This is a genomic window from Bradyrhizobium sp. (assembly GCF_047605465.1).
Lineage (GTDB): Bacteria > Pseudomonadota > Alphaproteobacteria > Rhizobiales > Xanthobacteraceae > Bradyrhizobium.
This window is the reverse complement of record NZ_JASGFS010000021.1, coordinates 12,227-34,887: the sequence shown is the minus strand read 5'-3', so window position 1 is coordinate 34,887 and position 22,661 is coordinate 12,227. Positions and strand designations below refer to the sequence as shown.

The 22,661-nt window shown below is 65.2% G+C and carries 20 protein-coding genes and 1 pseudogene; 17 read left to right on the top strand and 4 right to left on the bottom strand.

The window, feature by feature from the left end; translation table 11 throughout:
• The first annotated feature begins 15 nt into the window (after positions 1-15).
• The 11 genes and pseudogenes from QM712_RS17880 (at position 16) to QM712_RS17830 (ending at position 12,174) form a co-directional block, all read left to right on the top strand.
• Complete coding sequence (locus QM712_RS17880) at positions 16-969, top strand: ABC transporter permease (RefSeq protein WP_415024443.1); 954 nt, start codon at positions 16-18, stop codon at positions 967-969.
• A gap of 210 nt (positions 970-1,179) precedes the next feature.
• Positions 1,180-2,082, top strand: coding sequence for an ABC transporter permease (locus tag QM712_RS17875; protein WP_415024442.1), 903 nt, complete (start codon positions 1,180-1,182; stop codon positions 2,080-2,082).
• A 96-nt stretch (positions 2,083-2,178) separates the two neighbouring features.
• On the top strand, positions 2,179-3,237 hold the full coding sequence (locus QM712_RS17870) for an ABC transporter ATP-binding protein (protein WP_415024441.1): 1,059 nt from the start codon (positions 2,179-2,181) through the stop codon (positions 3,235-3,237).
• Complete coding sequence (locus QM712_RS17865; protein WP_415024440.1) at positions 3,234-3,431, top strand: hypothetical protein; 198 nt, start codon at positions 3,234-3,236, stop codon at positions 3,429-3,431. The genes QM712_RS17870 and QM712_RS17865 overlap by 4 nt, the downstream gene beginning before the upstream one ends.
• Entirely contained in the window at positions 3,428-4,843 is a 1,416-nt protein-coding gene (locus QM712_RS17860) for an amidase (protein ID WP_415024439.1), read from the top strand. The genes QM712_RS17865 and QM712_RS17860 overlap by 4 nt, the downstream gene beginning before the upstream one ends.
• The gene (locus tag QM712_RS17855; protein WP_415024438.1) at positions 4,840-5,817 is read left to right on the top strand and encodes an ABC transporter ATP-binding protein; all 978 of its coding nucleotides are present in this window, start codon (positions 4,840-4,842) and stop codon (positions 5,815-5,817) included. Before QM712_RS17860 ends, QM712_RS17855 begins: the two co-directional genes overlap by 4 nt.
• Positions 5,818-6,598: 781 nt before the next feature.
• Positions 6,599-6,866: pseudogene (locus QM712_RS17850) on the top strand (GlsB/YeaQ/YmgE family stress response membrane protein).
• Positions 6,867-7,145: 279 nt separating this feature from the next.
• Positions 7,146-8,894 (top strand): type I secretion system permease/ATPase, encoded by a 1,749-nt coding sequence (locus QM712_RS17845; protein WP_415024437.1) that lies wholly within the window; start codon positions 7,146-7,148, stop codon positions 8,892-8,894.
• A complete protein-coding gene (locus QM712_RS17840) occupies positions 8,891-10,225 on the top strand; it encodes an HlyD family type I secretion periplasmic adaptor subunit (RefSeq protein ID WP_415024436.1) in 1,335 nt (444 codons plus the stop codon). The genes QM712_RS17845 and QM712_RS17840 overlap by 4 nt, the downstream gene beginning before the upstream one ends.
• Positions 10,226-10,333: 108 nt before the next feature.
• Positions 10,334-11,815, top strand: a complete 1,482-nt coding sequence (locus QM712_RS17835) for an AMP nucleosidase (protein ID WP_415024435.1) — start codon at positions 10,334-10,336, stop codon at positions 11,813-11,815.
• A gap of 83 nt (positions 11,816-11,898) precedes the next feature.
• Complete coding sequence (locus tag QM712_RS17830) at positions 11,899-12,174, top strand: DUF1488 family protein (protein WP_415024434.1); 276 nt, start codon at positions 11,899-11,901, stop codon at positions 12,172-12,174.
• Between the two features lie 199 nt (positions 12,175-12,373).
• Here QM712_RS17830 and QM712_RS17825 read toward each other — a convergent pair whose 3' ends face one another.
• Positions 12,374-12,856: a CinA family protein gene (locus QM712_RS17825; RefSeq protein WP_415024433.1), complete on the bottom strand. Its 483-nt coding sequence runs from the start codon at positions 12,854-12,856 to the stop codon at positions 12,374-12,376.
• A 170-nt stretch (positions 12,857-13,026) separates the two neighbouring features.
• Between QM712_RS17825 and QM712_RS17820 the strand changes: the two genes are divergently transcribed.
• The 4 genes from QM712_RS17820 (at position 13,027) to QM712_RS17805 (ending at position 17,091) form a co-directional block, all read left to right on the top strand.
• Positions 13,027-14,085 (top strand): amidohydrolase family protein, encoded by a 1,059-nt coding sequence (locus QM712_RS17820; protein WP_415024432.1) that lies wholly within the window; start codon positions 13,027-13,029, stop codon positions 14,083-14,085.
• A gap of 24 nt (positions 14,086-14,109) precedes the next feature.
• Complete coding sequence (locus QM712_RS17815) at positions 14,110-15,231, top strand: amidohydrolase family protein (protein ID WP_415024431.1); 1,122 nt, start codon at positions 14,110-14,112, stop codon at positions 15,229-15,231.
• Complete coding sequence (locus QM712_RS17810; RefSeq protein WP_415024430.1) at positions 15,231-15,644, top strand: Rieske (2Fe-2S) protein; 414 nt, start codon at positions 15,231-15,233, stop codon at positions 15,642-15,644. The genes QM712_RS17815 and QM712_RS17810 overlap by 1 nt, the downstream gene beginning before the upstream one ends.
• 370 nt (positions 15,645-16,014) lie before the next feature.
• Positions 16,015-17,091, top strand: coding sequence for an alpha/beta hydrolase (locus QM712_RS17805; RefSeq protein ID WP_415024429.1), 1,077 nt, complete (start codon positions 16,015-16,017; stop codon positions 17,089-17,091).
• A gap of 84 nt (positions 17,092-17,175) precedes the next feature.
• Here the strand turns inward: QM712_RS17805 and QM712_RS17800 are convergent, their stop codons facing one another.
• Positions 17,176-17,658: a MarR family winged helix-turn-helix transcriptional regulator gene (locus QM712_RS17800; RefSeq protein ID WP_415024428.1), complete on the bottom strand. Its 483-nt coding sequence runs from the start codon at positions 17,656-17,658 to the stop codon at positions 17,176-17,178.
• A 517-nt stretch (positions 17,659-18,175) separates the two neighbouring features.
• Here QM712_RS17800 and QM712_RS17795 point away from each other — a divergent pair.
• Positions 18,176-19,753: a porin gene (locus QM712_RS17795; RefSeq protein WP_415024496.1), complete on the top strand. Its 1,578-nt coding sequence runs from the start codon at positions 18,176-18,178 to the stop codon at positions 19,751-19,753.
• Between the two features lie 159 nt (positions 19,754-19,912).
• On the opposite strand, the gene QM712_RS17790 is transcribed toward QM712_RS17795, so the two are convergent.
• Both QM712_RS17790 and QM712_RS17785 read right to left on the bottom strand, forming a co-directional pair.
• A complete protein-coding gene (locus tag QM712_RS17790; RefSeq protein ID WP_415024427.1) occupies positions 19,913-21,247 on the bottom strand; it encodes an MFS transporter in 1,335 nt (444 codons plus the stop codon).
• Positions 21,248-21,388: 141 nt separating this feature from the next.
• Positions 21,389-22,288, bottom strand: a complete 900-nt coding sequence (locus tag QM712_RS17785; RefSeq protein ID WP_415024426.1) for a transcriptional regulator GcvA — start codon at positions 22,286-22,288, stop codon at positions 21,389-21,391.
• Between the two features lie 110 nt (positions 22,289-22,398).
• On the opposite strand from QM712_RS17785, the gene QM712_RS17780 reads away from it, so the two are divergent.
• Positions 22,399-22,602: a DUF1127 domain-containing protein gene (locus tag QM712_RS17780; protein ID WP_415024425.1), complete on the top strand. Its 204-nt coding sequence runs from the start codon at positions 22,399-22,401 to the stop codon at positions 22,600-22,602.
• Positions 22,603-22,661: the final 59 nt, after the last annotated feature.

Below are 22,661 nucleotides of genomic sequence, written 5' to 3'. Positions count from 1 at the left end.
AAGAAGAGAGACAACGTGCTCGCCTATATCGCCAGACGCATCGTCTATGTCGTCCCGATCGTCATCAGCGTCGCGCTGGTGTGCTTCCTGCTCGTTCACATCACGCCGGGCGATCCGCTGGTGGCGGTGCTGCCGGCAGACGCGTCGCAGGAGCTCGCGGCACAGCTTCGCGCCGCCTACGGCTTCGACCGGCCGCTGCCGGTGCAGTTCGGCCTGTGGCTGCTGCGCGCGCTGCATGGCGATCTCGGAAATTCCATCGCGACCGGACGTCCCGTGCTCGCGGAGGTCATGCGTGCGGTGGGCAACACCGTGACGCTGGCGATCGCCGCCGCGATCATCGGCTTCACCATGGGCATTCTGCTCGGCCTGATCGCCGGCTATTTCCGCGAGACCTGGATCGACAAGCTAGCGACCTCCTTCGCGATCGCCGGCGTGTCCGTGCCGCACTACTGGCTCGGCATGCTGCTCGTCATCATATTCTCGGTCGAGCTGAACTGGCTGCCTGCGGTCGGCGCCGGTCCCGGCGGCTCCAGCGCCTGGGCGTGGGATTGGGCGCATCTGAGATATCTCGTGCTGCCGGCGATCACGACGTCGGTGATTCCGATGGGTATCGTCACCCGCACCGTGCGCGCGCTGACCGGCGATATCCTGAGCCAGGATTTCGTCGAGGCCCTGCGCGCGAAAGGCCTGCGCGAGACCGGCGTGTTCCGCCACGTCGTCAGGAACGCCGCGCCCACTGCGCTCGCGGTGATGGGCCTGCAGCTCGGATACATGCTCGGCGGCTCGATCCTGATCGAGACCGTGTTCTCCTGGCCGGGCTCGGGCTTCCTGCTCAATTCGGCGATCTTCCAGCGCGACCTGCCGCTGCTGCAGGGCACGATCCTGGTGCTGGCGCTGTTCTTCGTCTTCCTCAACCTGCTGGTCGACATCGCGCAGGCCGCGATCGACCCGCGCATCAAGCGGGGCTAGCGGGATGAGCCCAGCTGTTGCCAGGCAGATCGTGTGCTTTCTCCCCCGCCGGCGGGGGAGGGGCGGGGAGAGGGTGTCTCCAAAAGCGAGAACCCCCAGGAGCAGAGAGGCCTCACCCGTCGCTTTGCGCCGACCTCTCCCGCGAGCGGGCGAGGTGCACCGCCGGCGTGGCTTGCATCGATTGCAACAAAATCCATGGGAGGCCTGCCGATGAGCGAGCTTCCCTTGTCCGTCCCCACCGACGCCGCGCTGCAGGCCGCGCCCGCGGCCAGGGCGCGCGGCTACTGGGCGACCGTCGGGCGCCGCATCATGCGCGACAAGGTCAGCATGGTCTGCGCGCTGGTGCTGGTCTTGATCTTGCTCTCGGCGATCCTCGCGCCCTGGCTCGGCCTGGAAGATCCCTACAAGGGCTCGATGATCCGCCGCCTGCGCCACATCGGCACCCCAGGCTATCCGCTCGGCACCGACGAGCTCGGCCGCGACATGCTGGCGCGGCTGGTCTATGGCGGGCGGCTCTCGCTCGTCATCGGCATCCTGCCCGTGATCCTCGGCTTCTGCATCGGCACGTCGCTCGGCCTCGTCGCCGGCTATGTCGGCGGCCGGCTCAACACCGCCATCATGCGCACGGTCGACGTGTTCTACGCCTTCCCGTCCGTGCTGCTGGCGATCGCGATCTCCGGGGCGCTCGGCGCCGGCATCGTCAACTCCATCGTGTCGCTGACGGTCGTGTTCGTGCCGCAGATCACGCGCGTGGCGGAAAGCGTCACCACCGGCGTGCGCAACATGGACTTCGTCGAGGCCGCGCGCGCCTCGGGCGCGGGTGCCTTCACCATCATGCGCGTGCACATCCTCGGCAACGTGCTGGGCGCGATCTTCGTCTACGCCACCAGCCTGATCTCGGTCTCGATGATCCTCGCCGCCGGTCTCTCCTTCCTCGGCCTCGGCACCAAGCCGCCGGAGCCGGAATGGGGCCTGATGCTGAACACGCTGCGGACCGCGATCTACGTCAATCCCTGGGTCGCGGCGTTGCCCGGCGCCATGATCTTCGCGGTCTCGATCTGCTTCAACCTTCTCTCGGACGGCCTGCGCAGTGCCATGGACATCAGGAACTGAGATGGTGATGCACATGCTCGCAGGCGCGTCAGAGAAGATCGTCGAGGCCATATGCGACTGCTCTTCCCCGGTGGGGAGAGGTGGGAGGCCTCAGCCATGAGCGAGAGCGCTTCCGTCGAAATGCTGGAGCCCGTCGAAGACCGTGGCGGCGTCGCGCAGCCGCTGTTGCGGGTCAACGGCCTGACCAAGCATTTTCCCGTCCGTGGCGGCCCGTTCGCCGCCAAGCGCACCGTGCGGGCGGTGGACAATGTCTCCTTCTCCGTCGCCAAGGGCGAGACGGTCGGCATCGTCGGCGAGTCCGGCTGCGGCAAGTCCACGACCGCGCGGCTTCTGATGCACCTGATGCCGCGCGATACCGGCGACATCATCTACGACGGCATGACCGTCGGCCAGTCCCTGAGCCTCCGCGAATTGCGCCGCGGCATGCAGATGGTGTTCCAGGATTCCTACGCCTCGCTCAACCCGCGCCTCACGATCGAGGAATCGATCGCCTTCGGTCCCAAGGTGCATGGCATGGCCGACCGCACCGCACGTGCGCTCGCGCGGGAGCTGCTCGGCAAGGTGGGCCTGCGTCCCGAAAACTTCGCCAACCGCTATCCGCACGAGATTTCCGGCGGCCAGCGCCAGCGCGTCAACATCGCGCGGGCGCTGGCGCTGTCGCCGCGGCTGGTGATCCTCGACGAGGCCGTGTCCGCGCTCGACAAGTCGGTGGAAGCGCAGGTGCTCAACCTGCTCGCGGACCTCAAGCGGGAATTCGGCCTGACTTATCTCTTCATCAGCCACGACCTCAACGTCGTGCGCTACATCAGCGATCGCGTGCTGGTGATGTATCTCGGCGAGGTCGTCGAGCTCGGGCCGGTCGACCGGGTCTGGGACGCGCCTGCTCATCCCTATACGCGCGCGCTGCTGGCGGCGATGCCGTCCTCGGATCCGGACAGGCGCACCCAGACGCCGCCGATCACGGGGGATCCGCCCAATCCGATCGATCCGCCCCCCGGGTGCCGCTTCCACACCCGTTGCCCGTTTGCGGAGCCGCTCTGCGCAAATGCGACACCAAAGCTCACCGCGCTCGATAAGATGGGCCACGAGGCCGCGTGCTACATGGCAATTCCGGGTTCAGGCCATAGTCGCGCGCCCAGAGAGGACATCGCATGACGAGACCGACACCCAAGGAGATCAAACCCGTCGCGCAAATCGCCGGCGTCCCCGTCGACGACGAGATCGCGACGCGCATCTCCAACGCCATCGGCCCTGCCTTCGAGGGCTTCGCGGCCATCGCCGGCACCCTGCCGTTCGACCTCGAACCGGCGCTCTACGTGCTCGCGCAGACCCAGAAGGTGTCGAAATGAGCACCGAACCGGCCCTGATGACGCTCACCGAGGTCGCGCGTGCGATCGCGATGAAGCAGGTGTCTTCGCATGAGGTGACGCGCGCGTTGCTGCATCGCATCGCGCAGTGGCAGCCCCATCTCAACGCCTTCATGTCGATCGAGGCCGAGGCCGCGCTGAAGGCGGCCGACGCCGCCGACGCGGCGTTCGCCGGCGGCGAGGTTCGTCGTCCGCTGCACGGCGTGCCGCTCGCGCACAAGGACATGTATTACGATGCCGGCAAGGTCGCGACCTGCGGCTCCCTGATCCGCCGCGATTTCGTTCCGACCGTCACGTCCACCGCCCTGCAGCGGTTGAAGGACGCCGGCCAGGTTCGTCTCGGGACGCTGCATCTGGCCGAATTCGCCTATGGCCCGACCGGGCACAACGCCCATTACGGTCCGGTCCGCAATCCCTGGAACGTCGCGCACATCACCGGTGGTTCGTCCTCGGGCTCCGGCTCGGCCGTTGCCGCGCGGCTGACCTATGCCGCGCTGGGCTCGGATACCGGCGGCTCGATCCGCATGCCCGCGCATTTCTGCGGCGTCACCGGGTTGAAGACCACCGTGGGCCGCGTCAGCCGTGCCGGCGCGATGCCGTTGTCGCAATCGCTCGACACGGTCGGCCCGCTCGCCCGCACCGCCGAGGACTGCGCGCTGCTGCTGGCACTGATGGCCGGACACGATCCCGAGGATTCCACGACGAGCCACGCGCCGGTGTCCGACTACGTTGCGGCGACCAAAGGCTCGCTGAAGGGCCTCAAGATCGGTGTGCCCGCGTCCTTCTATGTCGACGATCTCGACAGCGAGGTCGCGCGCGTGCTGGACGAGACCATCGCGGTGCTCAAGCGCGAGGGCGCCGACATCGTCACGGTCGAACTGCCGGACCAGCGGCAATTGTCTTCGGCGAGCCAGATCGTGCTCGCGGCCGAGGCCGCCGCCTTCCACAAGCGCTGGATGATCGAGCGGCCGCAGGATTACGGCGCGCAGGTGCTGATGCGGCTCCAGAACGGCCTCGCCGTTCCCGCCATCACCTATCTGGAGGCGATGCGCTGGCGCGGACCGGCACTCGCCGCGCACAATGCCGCCACCGCCGGTGTCGATGCGGTGATCGCGCCGGCCTCGCCGGTGCCGGCACCGACGATCGAGGAAAGCGACGTCGGGGGCGGACCGAATGCGCCGGCGCTGTTGCAGCGGCTGACGCTGTTCACTCGCCCGGTGAACTATCTCGGCCTGCCGTCGCTGACAGTGCCGTCCGGCTTCACCAAGGGCGGCCTGCCGATCGGCATGCAACTGTTCGGCCGATCCTTCGATGAAGCGACATTGCTCACCATCGGCGCCGCATTCCAGCGCGTGACCGATTATCACGACCGGGTGCCGAAGCTGCCGTCATGACAAAACTCGTCGATATCTCAGGCCTCAACATCCGCTTCACCGGCGAGCGCACGGTCTATGCCGTGAACGATCTCAATCTCTCGCTCGGCGATGGCGAGGTGCTGGGCCTGCTCGGCGAGTCCGGCTCGGGCAAGAGCGTGACGCTGCGTGCGCTGATGCGGCTGCTGCCGAGGAAGCGCACGCAGATTTCGGGCACGGTCAACGTCATGGGCCGCGACGTGCTCGCCATGACCGACGAACAACTGTCGTCGTTCCGCGGCCAGACCGTTTCGATGATCTTCCAGGAGCCCGCGCTCGCGCTCGATCCGGTCTACACCATCGGTGCGCAGATCGCCGAGAGCGTGGTGCGTCACGAGGGCAAGAGCCACGCGGAGGGCAGGGCACGCGCGCTCGACATGCTCGAGGTCGTCCGCATTCCCTCGGCCAGGCGGCGGCTGGATGCCTATCCGCACGAGATGTCCGGCGGCATGCGCCAGCGCGCGATGATCGCGCTCGCGCTCGCCTGCCGGCCGAAGATCCTGCTCGCGGACGAGCCGACCACCGCGCTCGATGCCACCGTGCAGATCCAGATCCTGCTGCTGCTGCGTGAATTGCAGCGCGAGTTCGGCATGTCCGTCATCTTCGTCACCCACGACATCGGCGTCGCCATCGAGATCTGCGATCGCGTGGCCGTGATGTATGCCGGCCAGATCGTGGAGCAGGGGGCCTTGCGCGATATCGTCCGCTCGCCGGTACACCCGTATGCGAAGGGCCTGCTCGCCTCCACCATCCATGGCGCAAAGCGCGGGGCTCGCCTCGAGACCATCCCCGGTACGCCGCCGTCGCTGGCGGAACGGCCCCACAACTGCTCCTTCGCCCCCCGCTGCGCGGTGGCCCAGCCGCGCTGCCTGGAGCAATTGCCGCCCAACGTGAACGTCGGGTCCGGCCGCGCGGCCAGGTGCGTGCTGGCGGAGCCGGCGGCGGCGTCCGTCTGATCCATCGATTCGGCCCGCGCGAGCGGTGCTCCCTGGCGCTGCCCTCGCGTTGCAGGCCATCGCATATGACGGGCCGAGCAGCGCCGAACCTGTTTGGCCCGCATGATTCGAGACGCCCGCCAGGCGGGCTCCTCACCATGAGGATCGGCTATTTCGCCGCACTCATCCTGAGAGGCCGCCGCAGGCGGCCGTCTCGAAGACGGCCACAAGTGCTTGCCGCCACGAACTCTCCGACAGTCCATAGCCACGAGGCAGCTCCCGGACCCTCACCCTGAGGAGCGCGACACGCGCGTCTCGAAGGGTTAAGGCCCTGCCGGTGGCCTCGCCCTTCGAGACGCGCGCTTCAAGCGCGCTCCTCAGGGTGAGGGTCTGCCTTGGGGAGGGGGAGGCATTCCCGTCCTCGGATGAGATTGCCGGTTTGACCCCGCCGATGCGAGTCGAGCCGACTCCCCACCCCCGCTGCGCTCCTTCCCCCTTGCGAGGGCGAGGGGGCGCGCCGGGCGAGATCCGAATTCGTGGCCGTCGCTCTCTCCTGAGCGTTCGGAGTGCGGCAGCAAGCCGCCCCGCGCCGGAATGCGCGCTCCCGAAAGATTCCCCTGCGACATCACTGGATTGTCACAGTTCACCGGCCATCGGCCTTCGGACCCGTTCCTACTGTGCATGGGGTTGTTTTCGACATTTTTGTCCGGGCAGGCGCAACCCCCGGGCGGGGAACAGCATTCACACCCCATTCATCACGGTTCCCGTTCCATTGGGCATTCACGCGAGAGGGACGTCACTTATGTACATTTCCAACGAAGGCTTGCTCGTCATCCTGTTCGTCGGCCTGATCGCCGGCTGGCTGGCCGGCAAGGTGGTGCGCGGAACCGGGTTCGGCATCATCGGCGACATCGTGGTCGGCATCGCGGGCGCGCTGGTGGCAAGCTTCCTGTCCGAAGCTCGGCATTCGCATCGGCACCGGCCTGGTGTCGGAAATCGTCTATTCCGCCATCGGCGCGGTGATCCTGCTGCTGGTGGTCCGGCTGGTCCGCGGCGGCGGCCGGATTTAGTCCCGCCCCGGTTCAATCCGAACAAAGGGCCTCTCCTCGGCTGGGGAGAGGCCCTTTGCCTGCAAGAAAAAGCCGCAAGGCTGTGGAATTCCGGACTTGCGCCCGGGACCGGCCTGGGTAGATGTGGCCTTCGGAGGCTTGGGGCCTTGGGGGTCCTGGATCAACTCGTCTGCGTCGGGGGAACGCGATGTTAATCCAGGTCGAGTACCCCTGAATGACCTTGGCGTCAGGGGTTTCTGAAACCAGGGGTTTCGTCCCTCATCGAAAGAGATCAGACTGATGGCAGCCCTTCCCGGCGTCCGCCGTTCAGAGCTCGGTGATGCGTTGCGCGCCTGTCGCGCGGCGTTCATCGGCGTGGGCCTGATGAGCTGCATGATCAACCTGCTCTATCTGACCGGGTCGATCTTCATGCTCGAGGTCTACGACCGGGTGCTGCCGAGCCGCAGCGTTCCGACGCTGGTCGGCCTGATCATCCTGGCGAGCTTCCTCTACATGGCCCAGGGCGTGCTGGACATGATCCGCAACCGCATCCTGGGACGGGTCGGCACCGCGCTCGACGAGGCCCTGAACAAGCGCGTGTTCGACACCATCGTGCGCCTGCCGCTGCTGGTCGGCAGCCGCAACGAGGGATTGCAGCCGCTCCGCGACCTCGACAACGTGCGCTCCTTCCTCGGCGGCATGGGACCGAGCGCGTTCTTCGACCTGCCGTGGCTGCCGTTCTACCTCGCCATCTGTTTCGCCTTCCACGTCATGATCGGCGTCACCGCGCTGGTCGGCGCCATCATCCTCGTGGGGCTGACGCTCGTCACCGAATTCATGTCCCGCCAGCCGGCCCGCGAGGCGATGGGCCTTGCCGCCCAGCGCAACGATCTCGCCGCCGCCAGCCGTCGCAACGCCGAAGTCATGGTGTCGATGGGAATGGCGGGCCGGATGAACCAGCGCTGGAGCGAGGCCAACGAAAAATATCTCCTCGGCAATCAGCGCGCCAGCGACGTCGCCGGCGGCCTTGGCGCCGTTGCCAAGGTGCTGCGCATGATGCTGCAATCGGCCGTGCTCGCGGTCGGTGCCTATCTCGTCATCCACCAGGAAGCGACCGCCGGCATCATCATCGCCGGATCGATCCTGTCCGCCCGTGCGCTCGCGCCGGTCGATCTCGCCATCGCGCACTGGAAATCCTTCGTCGCCGCGCGCCAGAGCTGGCATCGCCTCACCCGGCTGCTCGAACAGATGCCGGCTCAGGCCATGCCGACGCAGTTGCAGCCGCCCACGAGCCGCCTCTCGGTCGAAGGCATCGCCATGGTGCCGCCGGGCGATCAGCGCCTCATCGTGCAGGACGTGACATTCGCGCTCACCGCGGGCAACGGCCTCGGCGTGATCGGGCCGAGCGGATCCGGCAAGTCGTCGCTGATCCGCGCCCTCGTCGGCGTCTGGCAGCCGGTGCGCGGCAAGGTGCGCCTCGACGGCGCGGCGCTCGACCAATGGTCGTCCGACATGCTCGGACGTTATATCGGCTATCTGCCGCAGGACGTCGAGCTGTTCGGCGGCACCATCGCGCAGAACATCAGCCGGTTCGATCCCGAGGCGACGTCCGACGGCATCATCTCCGCGGCCAAGGAAGCCGGCGTGCACGAGATGATCATCAAGATGCGCGAGGGCTACAACACCCAGGTCGGCGAGCAGGGCGCGGCCCTCTCGGCGGGGCAGGCGCAGCGCGTGGCGCTGGCGCGCGCGCTCTACGGCAATCCGTTCCTGATCGTGCTCGACGAGCCCAATTCCAACCTCGACACCGAAGGCGACGAGGCGCTGACCCGCGCGATCCGCGCCGCGCGGGAGCGTGGAGCCATCGTCATCGTGGTCGCCCACCGGCCGATCGGCGTCGAGGCGGTCGACCAGGTCCTCGTGCTGCGCGATGGCCGCATGCAGGCTTTCGGACCGAAGGAGCAGGTGCTCGCCCAGGTGCTCCAGCCGCGCGTCGCGCCGCCCGCACCGATCAAGATCGTCAGTGAAGGCGGAGTGGCCAAACCATGAGCACGATGGCGATCGGCGGCACGAAGCCGGCCGGCAAGCAGACGGTGCAGCAATCGATCCGGTTTCACCTGATCCTGGGGCTTGGGATCATGCTGGTCCTGGTCGTCGGGCTCGGCGGCTGGGCATCGACGGTGCTGATCTCGGGGGCGCTGATCGCGCCGGGCCAGATCGTGGTCGAATCCAACGTCAAGAAGGTGCAGCATCCGACCGGCGGCGTGGTCGGCGAGCTGCGCGCCCGCGACGGCGACGTGGTCAAGGCGGGCGACATCGTGGTGCGGCTCGACGACACCATCACCAAGGCCAACCTCGCCATCGTCACCAAGAATCTCGACGCGGCGCAGGCGCGCGCCGCGCGCTTGCAGGCCGAGCAGCGCGGCCTCGACAGGATCGATTTCCCGCAGGCCCTGCTCGAGCGCATCGCCGATCCCGACGTCAAGACGCTGATCGCGAGCGAAAGCAAGCTGTTCGACGTCCGCGTCAACGGCCGCGCCGGCCAGAAGGCGCAGCTCCGCGAGCGCATTCAGCAGCTCAACGAGGAGATCGAGGGTCTCGCCGCGCAGGAGAAGGCCAAGGACAAGGAAATCAGCCTGGTGCAGCAGGAGCTCACCGGCGTGCGCGATCTCTATGACAAGCACCTCGTGCAGATCTCGCGCCTGACCACGCTCGAACGCGACAGCGCCCGCCTCAACGGCGAACGCGCGCAATACATCGCCTCGCGCGCGCAGGCCAAGGGCAAGATCACCGAGACCGAGCTTCAGATCATCCAGGTCGACAAGGACATGGTGAGCGAGGTCTCCAAGGACCTGCGCGAGACCAACGACAAGATCGGCGAGCTGATCGAACGCAAGGTCACGGCCGAGGACCAGCTCCGCCGCGTCGACATCCGCGCGCCGCAGGACGGCATGGTGCTGCAATCGACCGTGCACACGGTCGGCGGTGTCGTCACCGCCGGCGACACGCTCATGCTGATCGTGCCGCAGGCCGACGACCTCCAGGTCGAGGCCAAGGTGAATCCGGTCGACATCGACAAGCTGCAGGTCGGCCAGAAGACGCTGCTGCGCCTTTCGGCCTTCAACCAGCGCACCACGCCGGAGCTCAACGGCGTCGTCAGCCGCGTCTCGCCCGATGTCACCACCGACCAGCGCACCGGGCAGAGCTATTACACGATCCGCGTCTCGATGCCGCCGGAAGAGGTTGCCCGTCTCGGCGACAGCAAGCTGATCCCCGGCATGCCGGTCGAAGCCTTCGTTCAGACCGGCGATCGCACCATGCTGTCCTACCTCATGAAGCCGCTGCACGATCAGCTGATGCGGGCCTTCCGGGAGAAGTGACGCGCGACCGCGCGTCATCCCGTTTCGTCATTGCGGCGCCGCGCTTGCAATGACGGCTCGGCTGCCGGTTGCTATAGTGCGATTGCAAACAGCGAGTTGGCGCCGACAATGCAATCCATTCAATCCCCGCCGTCCATCGCCGCGCAATCCTTCACCGACGCGGCAGCGGCGGTTGCCCGCCTCGAAGAGATCTACGAACGCAACACGGAATTCCTCCGCGACCGCTTCGAGGCCTACGTCAAGGGCGAGCCGATCACGACGCGGGCGCGGGCCTATTATCCGTTCGTCCGCATCACCACGGCGACGCATGCTCGGCTGGATTCGCGCCTGTCCTACGGCTTCGTGGCCGGGCCCGGCGTGCACGAGACCAGCGTGACGCGGCCGGATCTGTTCCGGGCTTACCTCACCGAGCAGATCGGGCTCCTGATCCAGAACCATGGCGTGCCGGTCGAGGTCGGCGAATCCGCCGAGCCGATCCCGATCCATTTCGCTTATCGCCGCGACATCAACATCGAGGCCGCGATCACCACCAGCGAGAATTCGCCGGTCACGCGATCGCTGCGCGACGTGTTCGACGTGCCCGATCTCGCCACCATGGACGATGCAATCGCCGACGGGACGTTCGAGCTGGCGCCCGGGGCGCCGGAGCCGCTGGCGCTGTTTCGCGCCGCCCGCGTCGATTACTCGCTGCGCCGGCTCTACCACTACACCGGCACGGACCCGGAGCATTTCCAGAACTTCGTGATCTTCACGAACTACCAATTCTATGTCGATGCATTCGCGCAGCTCTGCCAGCAGCGCCTGCAATCCGGCGAAGACGGTCTCGAGGCCTTCGTCTCGCCCGGCAACGTCATCACGCGCAATGCCGGTCTCGGCGGCGGCACGGCCGGCGTCCCGCCGGTGCGCGCCCCGCAGATGCCGGCCTTCCATCTGGTCGCGCCCGGCTATCGCGGCATCACCCTGATCAACATCGGCCCGTCGAATGCACGCAATGTCACCGATCACGTCGCGGTGCTGCGTCCGCACGCCTGGCTCATGCTCGGCCATTGCGCGGGCCTGCGGAATACGCAACGGCTCGGCGACTACGTGCTCGCTCACGGCTATGTCCGTGAGGACCACGCGCTCGATCGCGAACTCCCGTTGTGGGTGCCGATCCCGGCGCTGGCCGAGATGCAGGTCGCGCTGGAGGAGGCGGTCGGCGACGTCACGGGGCTCGAAGGTTTCGAGCTCAAGCGCCTGATGCGTACGGGAACGGTCGCGAGCGTGGACAACCGTAACTGGGAAATTTCCGGACCCGACGTGATCCGCCGCCTGTCGCAATCCCGCGCCGTTGCGCTCGACATGGAATCGGCGGCGATCGCCGCCAACGGCTACCGTTTCCGTGTCCCTTACGGCACCTTGCTGTGCGTCTCCGACAAGCCGCTGCACGGCGAGATCAAGCTTGCGGGCATGGCAAGCGAATTCTATCGCCGCCGCGTCGGCCAGCATCTGGAGATCGGCCTGAAGGCCCTGGAGCGCCTCAAGCAGCAGGAATCGGAGCGGCTGCATTCGCGCAAGCTCCGTAGTTTCGCCGAAGTCGCCTTCCAATAAGGCGACGCCCCGGGCCTCTTTGCTGCTGACAATCGCGGCGATTTTCAGCATTGTCTGGGGAAGGCCCACCGGACTTTTCGTTGATGCCGCTCACGCGCGACAAGATCATCGGGCATGACCTCGAAAGGCTGGCCTTTCGATTCACCATGATGTGCGACGGCGAACCCGTGCAGTGCCAGATCAGCGACGCCGCGATGGACGAGCTGGCGGGCATGCAGGGCACCGAGAGCAGCGCGCGACAGGCGCAGTTCATGTCGCTGCGCGAGACCATCGAACGGGTCGCGTCGGACCTCTACGACGAGGCGCCGCGCTTCAAGGGCTATGTGGTGCGAATCTTCATGCGGCATTTGAAGAGGTAGGCAACGCGCCAATAGCGGAGCCGCGCCTCACCCTCCGATGTCGGTGCCCGGCTCGACCGGGCGATCCGGCATTTTAGAGGCGGTTGTGATCGCATCGATGGGCCACGGCGTACCGGATGCCCCACCCTCGCGAGGCATGACGGTTATTGTCCCGCCACGCCATCCCGTCTCACTTGAGCGTCTGAATGTCCGGTGCGGATCACTGCTCCAGCTTTTTCAGCAACAGCTTCAGCGCCGTTGCCGCGAACACCTGCATGTTGGCGAAGCGGTCGTTGCTTCCCGTCTCCAGCGTCATCACCTCGGCCGCGGGGCCCGTCACGGCCATGCAGCTATGGCCGGCCGCATCGCCGTAGCGGTTGCCGGTGGGGCCGGCCGCGCCGGTTTCGGACAGGCCCCAGTCGCAGTTGAAGCGGCTGTGCATCTGCTCGGCGAGGAGTTTCGCGTAAGGCTCCGACGAGGATCGGAAGCCTTTCATTCCCTCGTCCGAAATATCCATCAGCGCGCGCCTCGCATCGCGGGTGTAGACCACCGCGCCGCCGAGGAAATAGGCCGAGGCGCCGGGCACCGCGAGCAGGCTGGCCGAGATCAGGCCGCCGGTCGAAGATTCCGCGACCGCGATGGTCTGTTTGCGCGCGATCAGTCTGGCCGCGACCTGTTCCGCAATCCCGACGAGTTCTCTCATCCCTCGAACCTCCCATTCCCTCGCAACCGAGCTGCGCCTTCCTAGCATATGACAGCGGCCTTGGCCGAGTTGCGGGCGACGGGCAGGCCTGCTTGAATGGCGGACGCAAGACGGCGCGGCCGCAAGGCCGCGCAAAAGAAGACGTGACGAGGAAACGTGAAGGAGACGTCATGGCGTCCCTGATCGCCGGCGGGGTGGATTGCGACGTGCATCCGGCCGTGCCGCATCTGACCAGCCTGCTGCCCTATCTCAACGACTACTGGCGCGACCAGGTAACGACGCGCGGCATGGTCGACCTCGTCTCGCAGTCCTATCCGAAGAACTCGCCGATCGTGTCGCGTCCGGACTGGCGCCCCGAAACGGGCAAGCCCGGCGAGGGCCTGCAGGACATGCAGCGCCACGTGCTCGACCCATTCCAGCTCAAGCACGCCATCTGCAATCCGCTCTACGGCGTGCAGATGGTGTTCTCGGAGGACATGCAAGCCGCCTTCTGCCACGCGCTGAACGACTGGCTCGCGAAGGAATGGCTCGATCGCGATCCGCGTCTGCGCGGCTCGATCGTGATCCCCACCCAGAGCATCGAGAAAGCCGTCGCCGAGATCGAGCGCTGCGCGCAGGATCAGCGCTTCGTGCAGGTGCTGATGCTGGTCATGGGCGATACGCCGCTCGGCAAACGCGCGCTTTGGCCGATCTATGAAACCGCGGAACGGCTCGGCCTGCCGATCGGCGTCCATGCCGGTTCCGCCTATCACAATCCGCCGACGGCCGTGGGATGGGGTTCCTATCACATCGAGGATTATGTCGGGCAGGCGCAGGCGTTCCAGACCCAGCTCACCAGCCTGATCGTCGAAGGCGTGTTCGCCAAATACCCCCGCCTGAAAATGGTGATGCTGGAATCCGGCGTCTCCTGGCTGTCGCCCTATCTCTGGCGGCTGCACAAGTTCTGGCGCGGGGTGCGGATGGAGACTCCCTGGGTCGATCGCGCGCCACTGGAGATTGTGCGAAGCAACATCCGCTTTTCGTTACAGCCTTTTGACGCGCCGCCGGAGCCTCAGACATTAATTCGCCTGTTTGATCATATGCAGTCCGACGAATTGGTCCTATTCTCCACGGACTATCCGCACTGGCAGTTCGACGGTCTGGACGCGCTGCCCGAAGGTCTGTCCCCCGATCTCGTGCGCAAGATCATGATCGATAATCCGCATGCAACCTATCCCCGCCTGACTTAGCCCGCTGCCAAAGGAGGCAAGGCGATGAATATCCAGTTCCGCGAGAACTCCGAAGCCGCTTCCGCCCTGACCGCCACGAACGCGACCAAGATCGCGATCGCGGACTGCGACATCCACCCGGCACGCGCGACGCGCACCGAGCTCTATCCCTATCTCGCCAAGCGCTGGCAGCATCATCTCGAAGTCTATGGCGTGCATGCCTATCAGGGCATGATGGAAGGCCCGCCCTATCCGAAGGCGCAGCCCAACGCCTCGCGCCGCGATGCCTATCCGCCGGAAGGCGGGCCGCAGGGGTCTTCGCTGTCCTTCATGCAGAAGCAGCTTCTCGATCCCAACAACGTCCAGCTCGGCGTGCTCAACCCGCTCAATACCGGGCAGGGCATTCGCAATCACGAGCTCTCGGCGGCGCTCTGCTCCGCGATCAACGACTGGCAGATCGACAAGTGGACGAGCAAGGACAAGCGGCTGAAAGCCTCGATCGTCGTCGGCAACGAGGACGGATTGTCGGCCGCCGCCGAAATCCGCGAGCGGGCCGGCGACAAGAACTTCGTGCAGGTGCTTCTGCTCAGCCGTAACGTCGAGCCGCTCGGCCAGCGCCGCTATTGGCCGATCTATCAGGCGGCGGAGGAGGCCGGTCTTCCCGTCGGCGTGCATGCTTTCGGCTTCGGCGGCAATCCGATCACGCCGTCGGGCTGGCCGAGCTATTACATCGAGGAGATGGTCGGTCACTCGCAGTGCCAGCAATCTGCGCTCGCGAGCCTCGTGCTGGAAGGCGTGTTCGAGCGATTCCCGAAGCTCAAGATGGTGATGATCGAGGCCGGCTTCGGCTGGGCGCCGTCGCTGGCGTGGCGGCTCGACAAGGCCTGGCAGCGGCTGCGCAGCGAGGTGCCGCACGTCAAGCGGCCGCCGTCCGAATACATCCGCGAGCAGGTGTGGTGGACGACGCAGCCGATGGAAGATCCGGAGCGGCGCGAGGATCTGTTCGACGTCATCAAGTGGATCGGCTGGGACCGGCTACTGTTCGCCACCGACTATCCGCATTGGGACTACGACGAGCCGTCGCGCGTCTTGCCGGCGGGCGTCAGCGAGGAGAACCGCGAGGCGTTCTATCTCGGCAATGCGCGCAAGCTGTATGGAATCGGTTGATGGCGCGTCATGTGATTGCCGCGGTGGACGAGCTTCCGCCGGGGACACGAAAATTTCTGGAGGTCGACGGCCGGCCGATCGCGGTCTTCAACATCAAGGGCGAATATTTCGGCTTGATGAACCGCTGTCCACATCAGGGCGCGGCGCTGTGTGAGGGTCCATTGATCGGGCTCGCGCAATCAACCAATCCCGGCGAGATCGAATACACGAAGCTCGGCGAGATCATTCGCTGCCCTTGGCACGGCTGGGAGTTCGACATTCGTACCGGCCAATCCTATTGCGATCCCCGCCGCTTTCGCGTGAAGGCCTATCCTGCGCATGTCGAGCCGGGCGCGAGCGTGGTGAAGGGGCCCTATGTGGCCGAGACGATTCCGGTCAGGGTCGAGAGCGACTACGTAGTCGTTGAGTTATAATTCGATCGTCGTTGCGGGTTCGATGTTGCCCCCGGCGTCGCTTGCCATCGGAGTCAAATCGGCGGCGATGCAACATTTCATGACATTTTGTAGCGATCGTTTTCGGAAGACACATCAAGTGTGTACGAGAGCCCGCAGACTCCGGGTTTCATCGTGAATGCATCCGTTGCAGCTTGATTCGCTGAATGTGGCGGTCCGTCGCACCGCACACAGCCTGCGGCCATTTACCGTCTTTCCGCCTGTCCGCTGCGCCCTCTATGCACGCCATTGGGCAAACCTGCGATCGAATGGCGCGGGGGTGCAGGGCGCTGCGCTGAAGGCGAAGCCCGCAAATCTGGGCAACCGCTGATGGCGCAGTGCGAGGATCGGGATGGAGGGTGATCATTGGCCTCGCGGTTTGTGCGGTAACGCTGGTGCGGGGCTCGCGCGCCTGCGCAAGCGCGCGTCCGAATTCTTCGAACGTCTGTCGGTCGCGGAACTCGCGCACGAGGCGCACAGGCATCTGTGGGTCTCGGACTGGATGAGGCTTTCAGACGAATACCGCATGGCCGCCGAGGCCGCTCGCGACGATGGCTTCGTTCAGGTCGCGCACGAAGCGCGCCTCTGTTCGCTGACATCGTTTGAGGTTGCGCGAAATCTGACGTGTCGGGCAGATCGTGCGGACGTCGATCTCGCTGATGACGTCGGTTCCAGCCAGAGCAGATTCGAGGCTGATCTCGACGACACGATCGAGCACGTGCAACTCGATTGCGATGATCAAGAGCCGCTCAGTGGATTCTTTCTGCCGGCATCCCGTCGTGACTCTGCGGCGCCCGCGATCATCTGCATCGGCGACGGGGAGATCACTCGGGGTTCCATGATGACGAGGCTGTTGCCGGCCTCGCTCGGCCGAAACATGTCACTGCTGTTCCTCGACGCCGGCGATTCGCGGGCTCGCCGCGTGTTCAAGCAGGAGCACATCCTTCAATGCTGGATGGACCATTTGCTGGCGCGCACCGATGTCGACCCACAGCGGATCGCAGTCTACGGCGAAGGAGCCGGCGCCGGCTGCGCCTCCCGCGTTGCCCTCTCCGATCGCAGGGTCGCGGCCGCGGTGTGTGACGGCGATCTCGTGACATCGGTCAGGCGTCGAGCATCGGTTCGCTGGATGACCGGCATTGAGCAGGCCTGCCATGATGCAACGGAGACGCTGCCGCCGCCGCGTCGAATATCGTGTCCGCTCCTCATCGTCGTCGGAGAGCGATCGATGGTTCGTGAGGAGGAAGCGCTCGAGCTGCAGGCCGGCTATCGGCAGGCTGGAGCGGATTGTTCGGTCGTCGTGCCGAACCGTATCCCGTCCCCTCTGGGGGAGGTGGAGAATTTCATCGCCGTCGACGACTTCATTTTCGAATGGTTCGGCGCGAAGCTCGGATCCGCGCCTCAGCCCGATCCGCTTACCCGCCTCTGAAGCACGATCGGATCGGGTGGCGCGTCATCGCGCTTCGGCTCATCGTTCGGATGTCGGGCTCTCGCGAAACCGGCCGCGCGGGCTTCAGCGGGTCACGTCGATGGCCAGCAATCTCGCCGCCAGCCGGGAATTCTTGGCAATCGTCGCAAGCGCGGCGTTCAGATCGGCCAATGTCTTCTCGTCGAGTTCGTTGAACATGGTCGAGTTCAGGGCGAGCTTCTTCTTGGACAGTTTGTCGATTTCCGTTTTCGCCTTTGCCGTGAGCGACATCAGGACGAAACGGGCATCGTCCGCTCCCGGCCGTCGCGACAGGAAGCCGCCCTTCTCGAGGGTCTTGGTCTGATTGGTCACAAAGGCCGGATGGACGCGCAACTTGTTGGCAATGTCGATGCCTGCGACGCCTTGCCCCTGGTCCAGCTCCGTGATGGCCATCAGGATCAGCCACTGTGGTTCGGTGATGCCCAGCAGTTCGGCCCAGCTGGTGTGGATGTCCTCGAGTTGAGAATGGATCTCGATCACGTTCCAGATGAAGTCCGTAATTGCTCTGTCGAGTTTCTTCTCGATCATGTTGGGTCCCGGTTTCGCTCAGAAGTAGCCGACCAGGTCTTTGTACCGGGATATTCGGAGGGCGTCTCGACTATCCACAATGCGCATGGCTGATGGACATCGCAGCAGGGAAACGGTTCTCGCCAATAGTGCTTGCAAAAAACAATTAATTAAATTACGTCTTTTGGCACTCAGGATTTGTTGCTCTTGACCGCGTCAATTGACAGCAATGTGAGACCTCCAAGAAAGCCCTCGGGATGCCCCCTGAGGGCTTTTTCTTTTGTTTCAGTGGTTTTCCGGCCGCCAAAGACCCCTGTTGCCCGCGCGCAACATCTCGGCCCGAACTTAAGATTCACTAAATCAATAAATTGAGACGATTGTTTTTATAAATTATAGGTGAAGCCACGACGGAGGGGGCACCTCACTGTCGTTTCGGTCCGGACCTTCAGTGCGGACCTGAATTGAACGGAAATTGAAGAGGGCAAAGCGGCCTCCGTCGAGGAGCCGGGCCCCCGGAACGGACTTGGAGGTTATCCTTATGACGTTGACGAAGTCGCTCTTTCTCGGCACGGCCGCCAGCTTGATGGCTGTCTCCGGCGCGTTCGCAGCCGATCTTCCCGTGAAGGCCAAGGCGGTCGAATACGTGAAGATCTGCTCGCTCTACGGCGCCGGCTTCTACTACATCCCGGGCACCGACACCTGCATCAAGCTGGGTGGCTATCTGCGTGCTGAAGTCGCGCTCGGCTCCAACAGCGTGTACGGCGCTGCCAACGGCGCTCCCGCTGGTGCGCACAACCGCCTCAGCAACTACTACACGATGCGCGCTCGTCAGGATCTCAACATCGACACGCGCACCGCCACCGAGTACGGCGTTGTTCGTACCTTCTTCGATGCCACGTTCTCCTGGACCACCGGCGGCTACGTCGGCAACGGCTCCGCGACGGGCGGCACCCAGTACACCGGCGGTTACGGCCTGAACACCTCGGGCGCGACTCCGGCGCTGGTCGGCGCTAGCGGCGTCAACCCGACCGACGGCGGCACCTCGGGCGGTTCGCTCGGCGTGTACTACGCCTTCATCCAGTTCGCTGGCTTCACCATGGGTAAGGCCGTGTCGCAGTTCGACGCGCCCTGGACCAACTATCCCGGCAACAACTTCGACGGCCTCGTCGGCGGCAGCGGCACGGTCACTGGTGTCAACCAGTTCACCTACACCGCTGACTTCGGTCAGGGCGTCACGGCTTCGTTCTCGGCTGAAGACGTGTCTGCTTACTACCAGGCGGGCAACCTCAACCTGAGCGGCGCTGCTGGTCTCACCGGCATCACCGGTGCTGCTTACGGTTCCAACGCCATCGGCGGCACTCGTTCGCCGAACCTCGTTGGTACGGTGCGTGTCGACCAGGCTTGGGGTCTGTTCCAGGCGTCGGTTGCGGCGCATGACAACCACGTTGCCTACTACGGCTCGACCGAGACGACCGGCCACCCCGACGACAAGTGGGGCTGGGCTGTTCAGCTCGCTCTGTCGATCAAGAACATCCCGACCGGCGCTGGCGACACGATCAACGTGTCGGGCGTCTACACGGATGGCGCGACCCGCTACAACTTCCAGAACCTGGCTGGCAGCTCCTACTCGATGTTCGGCAGCTCGGGCACGGCCTACCAGAGCGTTGGCTTCGCTTTCGCTCCGGACACCGTGTTCACGACCGGCTCGTCGCAGGAAACCGTCAAGACCTGGGGCTTCCGTGGTGCCTACACCCACAACTGGGATCAGAACTGGAACACCTCGCTGTACGGTGCCTACGCTCAGGCTCAGTTCGGCTCGCAGGCCAAGACGGCCCTGTGCGGTGCTAACGGCGCTGGCGGTACCTTCGGTGGTCTGGCAGGCGTCACGTCCTGTAACCCGGACTTCGCCGTCGGCCAGATCGGCCTGATCACCCGCTGGACTCCGGTCAAGAACCTGACCTTCTCGGGCGACCTGAACTGGACCCACCTCGACCAGAAGTATGCCGGAACCGTTGGTTATGCTGGTGCTGCCACGACCGGCAAGCCGGCCGCTCTGTACGAGCTGAAGGACCAGGACAGCATCACCCTGCTGCTCCGCGCCCAGCGCAACTGGTAAGCTCTATCGAAGCATCTAAAACGAACACCCGGCGGGAAACCGCCGGGTGTTTTTTGCCTTGCAAGGTGAGCGCCGAGCCGGTTCGCGTCGTGCCACCGCCATTGGTGCCCGCCGGCGGCGTCTCGATCTAACCCGCGGCCGGGTTGCTTGCGCTTGTCTTCAGGAGCGTCCGCCGACCGGCTCCGCCACCGAATCATATGTCGGCACCGCCTTGCCGCCGCCGCGATACACCACAGACGCCGCGATGATGCCGAGCAGTGCGGCGAACATCAGCCAGAAGCCGGGCGAGGCCTTGTCGCCGGTCGTCTCGATTAGCCAGGTCGAGGCGAACGGGGTGAAGGTGCCGAACAGCGCGGCCGCCAACGCGAACGCCAGCGAGAAGCAGGTGGTGCGGACATGGGCCGGCACGATCTCGACCAGCGCGCCGAGCATGGTGCCGCTGTAGACGCCGAAATAGAACGAGAACATCATCTCGACCGCCAGCAGCTTGCCGAAGGTCGGGGCCGCCACCAGCCAGTGCAGCGCCGGATAGGCCGTCACCAGCGCCAGGGACGCGATGGTCAGCAGCACCGGTTTCCGGCCGATGCGGTCGGACAGGGCGCCGCCGACCGGATTCCAGATGAAATTGGTGACGGCGACGAGCAGCGTCACGAGCAGGGCGTCCTGCGTCGACAGCTTCAGCACGGTCTTGCCGAAGGTCGGCGTGTAGACTGTGACGAAATAGAACGTCGTCGTGGTCAGGATCGCGATCATCATGCCGAGGATGACGATGCGCCAGTTGGCCAGCGCGGAGGCGAACACTTCGCCGGCGGTCGGGTGCTTCTTCATGGCGAGGAAGGCCGGTGTCTCCTCCAGCGTCCGCCGCAGCAGGAAGATCAGGGGAATGATCAGGCAGCCGACGAAGAACGGAATGCGCCAGCCCCAGGCCGCGACGGTGTCGGCCGGCATGATCTCGGATAGGATGTAGCCGAGGATCGAGGCCACGAAGATCGCGACCTGCTGGCTCGACGACTGGAACGAGGTGTAGAAGCCGCGATTGCCGGGCGTGGAGATTTCAGCGAGATACACCGAGACGCCGCCGAGCTCGACGCCGGCGGAGAAGCCCTGCAGCAGGCGGCCGATCAGCACGATGATCGGTGCCGCGATGCCGATGGTGGCGTAGCTCGGGCAGAACGCGATCACCACGGTGCCGAACGCCATGATGCCGAGGGTGACGATCAGGCCCTGGCGGCGGCCGATACGGTCGATATAGGCGCCGAGCACGATCGCGCCGACGGGCCGCATCAGGGCGCCGAGCCAGAACACGCCGAAGGTGTTGAGCAGCGATGCCGTTTCGTTGCTGGAAGGGAAGAACGCCTTGCCGATGGCGGCGGCATAGAAGCCGAACAGGAAGAAGTCGAACTGCTCGAGGAAATTGCCCGAAGTGGCGCGCAGGATCGCGCCGACGCGCGACTTGATTTCGGGCGGATTGGTTGATGTTGCGGATCCAGCCATGACGTTACTCCCCTTCGGACGTGGCCGGACCGGAATTCATTTCACGGCAAGGCGACAGATTGTTGCTGTGACAATCTGACTCATCCCTCTCGCGTGGGGAACGGAGAGTCAACCGATTTCAATGCGGAAGCCGATGATTTTTCAGGCTTTATTCTGCGTTGCAGCGATCACCCATTGCCGAAAGGCAGCGAGCTTCGGCGCTTCGCGGCGGCCGTCCGGCGACACCAGATAGAAGCCGGCATCGGCCGGCAGCGCGATCTTGAAGGGGACCACGAGACGGCCCTTGGCGATGTCGTCCTGGACGTAGGAGGTGCGCCCCATCGCGACGCCGATGCCGTCGATCGCGGCCTGGATGGTCATGAAGATCATGTCGAAGGTGATGCCCGGCTGCTTGGCGATGTCGGCGGGAAGGCCCGCCGCCGTGAGCCAGAGCCGCCAGTCGTCGCTGTTGGCGTTCGAGGTGTGGAGCAGCGGATAGCCCTGGAGATCCTCGGGCCGCTGCAGCGGCTTGTCGCCGCGCAGCAGCGACGGGCTGCAGACCGGGAACAGTTCGTCCGCCATCAGCCAGTCGGCGCGCAGGCCCGGCCACTGGCCGCGTCCGTAGCGAATCGCGGCGTCGACGTCGTCGCGCTGGAAGTCGACGAGGCTGGTCGAGGTGGTGATGCGGACGTCGATGCCGGGGTGGGCATCCTGAAAATCGGTCAGCCGGGGCAGCAGCCATTTCGCGGCCAGCGAGGCGAGGGTGGATATGGTCAGGACCTTGTCGTCGTCCCTGCGCAACAGGCGGTCGGTGGCGAGCCTCAGATCGTTGAACGCGGCGCGCACGCCGGGCAGGTAATCCCGTGCCTCGGGGGTCAGTGCCAGCGCGCGATTCTGCCGGACGAACAGGCGGATGCCGAGCTCCTCCTCGAGCCTGCGGATCTGATGGCTGATCGCGGTCTGGGTCACGTTCAGCTCGGCCGCCGCCAGCGTGAAGCTGAGATGGCGCGCCGCGGCCTCGAAGGCCCGCAATCCGTTCAGGGAGGGCAATCTGGCAGTCATCTGGCAGCAGGATGCATGAGCTTATTTCATGCGAAAGGGTACAAATTGTCGTTTGTCGAAATGCAGGCAGAGGAAGATATTCCATTCAAATTTAGCTCGAGGAGCTGAAAATGTCTACTTGCACAACCGATACGATGACAAATCATCATGCATCCGGGCTGATCTACCAGATCGGCGAGACCATCCATGTGTGGCACGAGCGCTACCGGACCCGGCGCGAGCTGGCGCACTGGACGGCCCGCGACCTGCACGATGTCGGCCTGTCCTGGAGCGACATCGCGTTCGAGGCAGAGAAACCCTTCTGGCGGGCCTGATCGGCTGCCAGGCCGGCGCCGCCTGATCAGGGGCGCCGGCGGTCCCCCTTTTTCCAAGG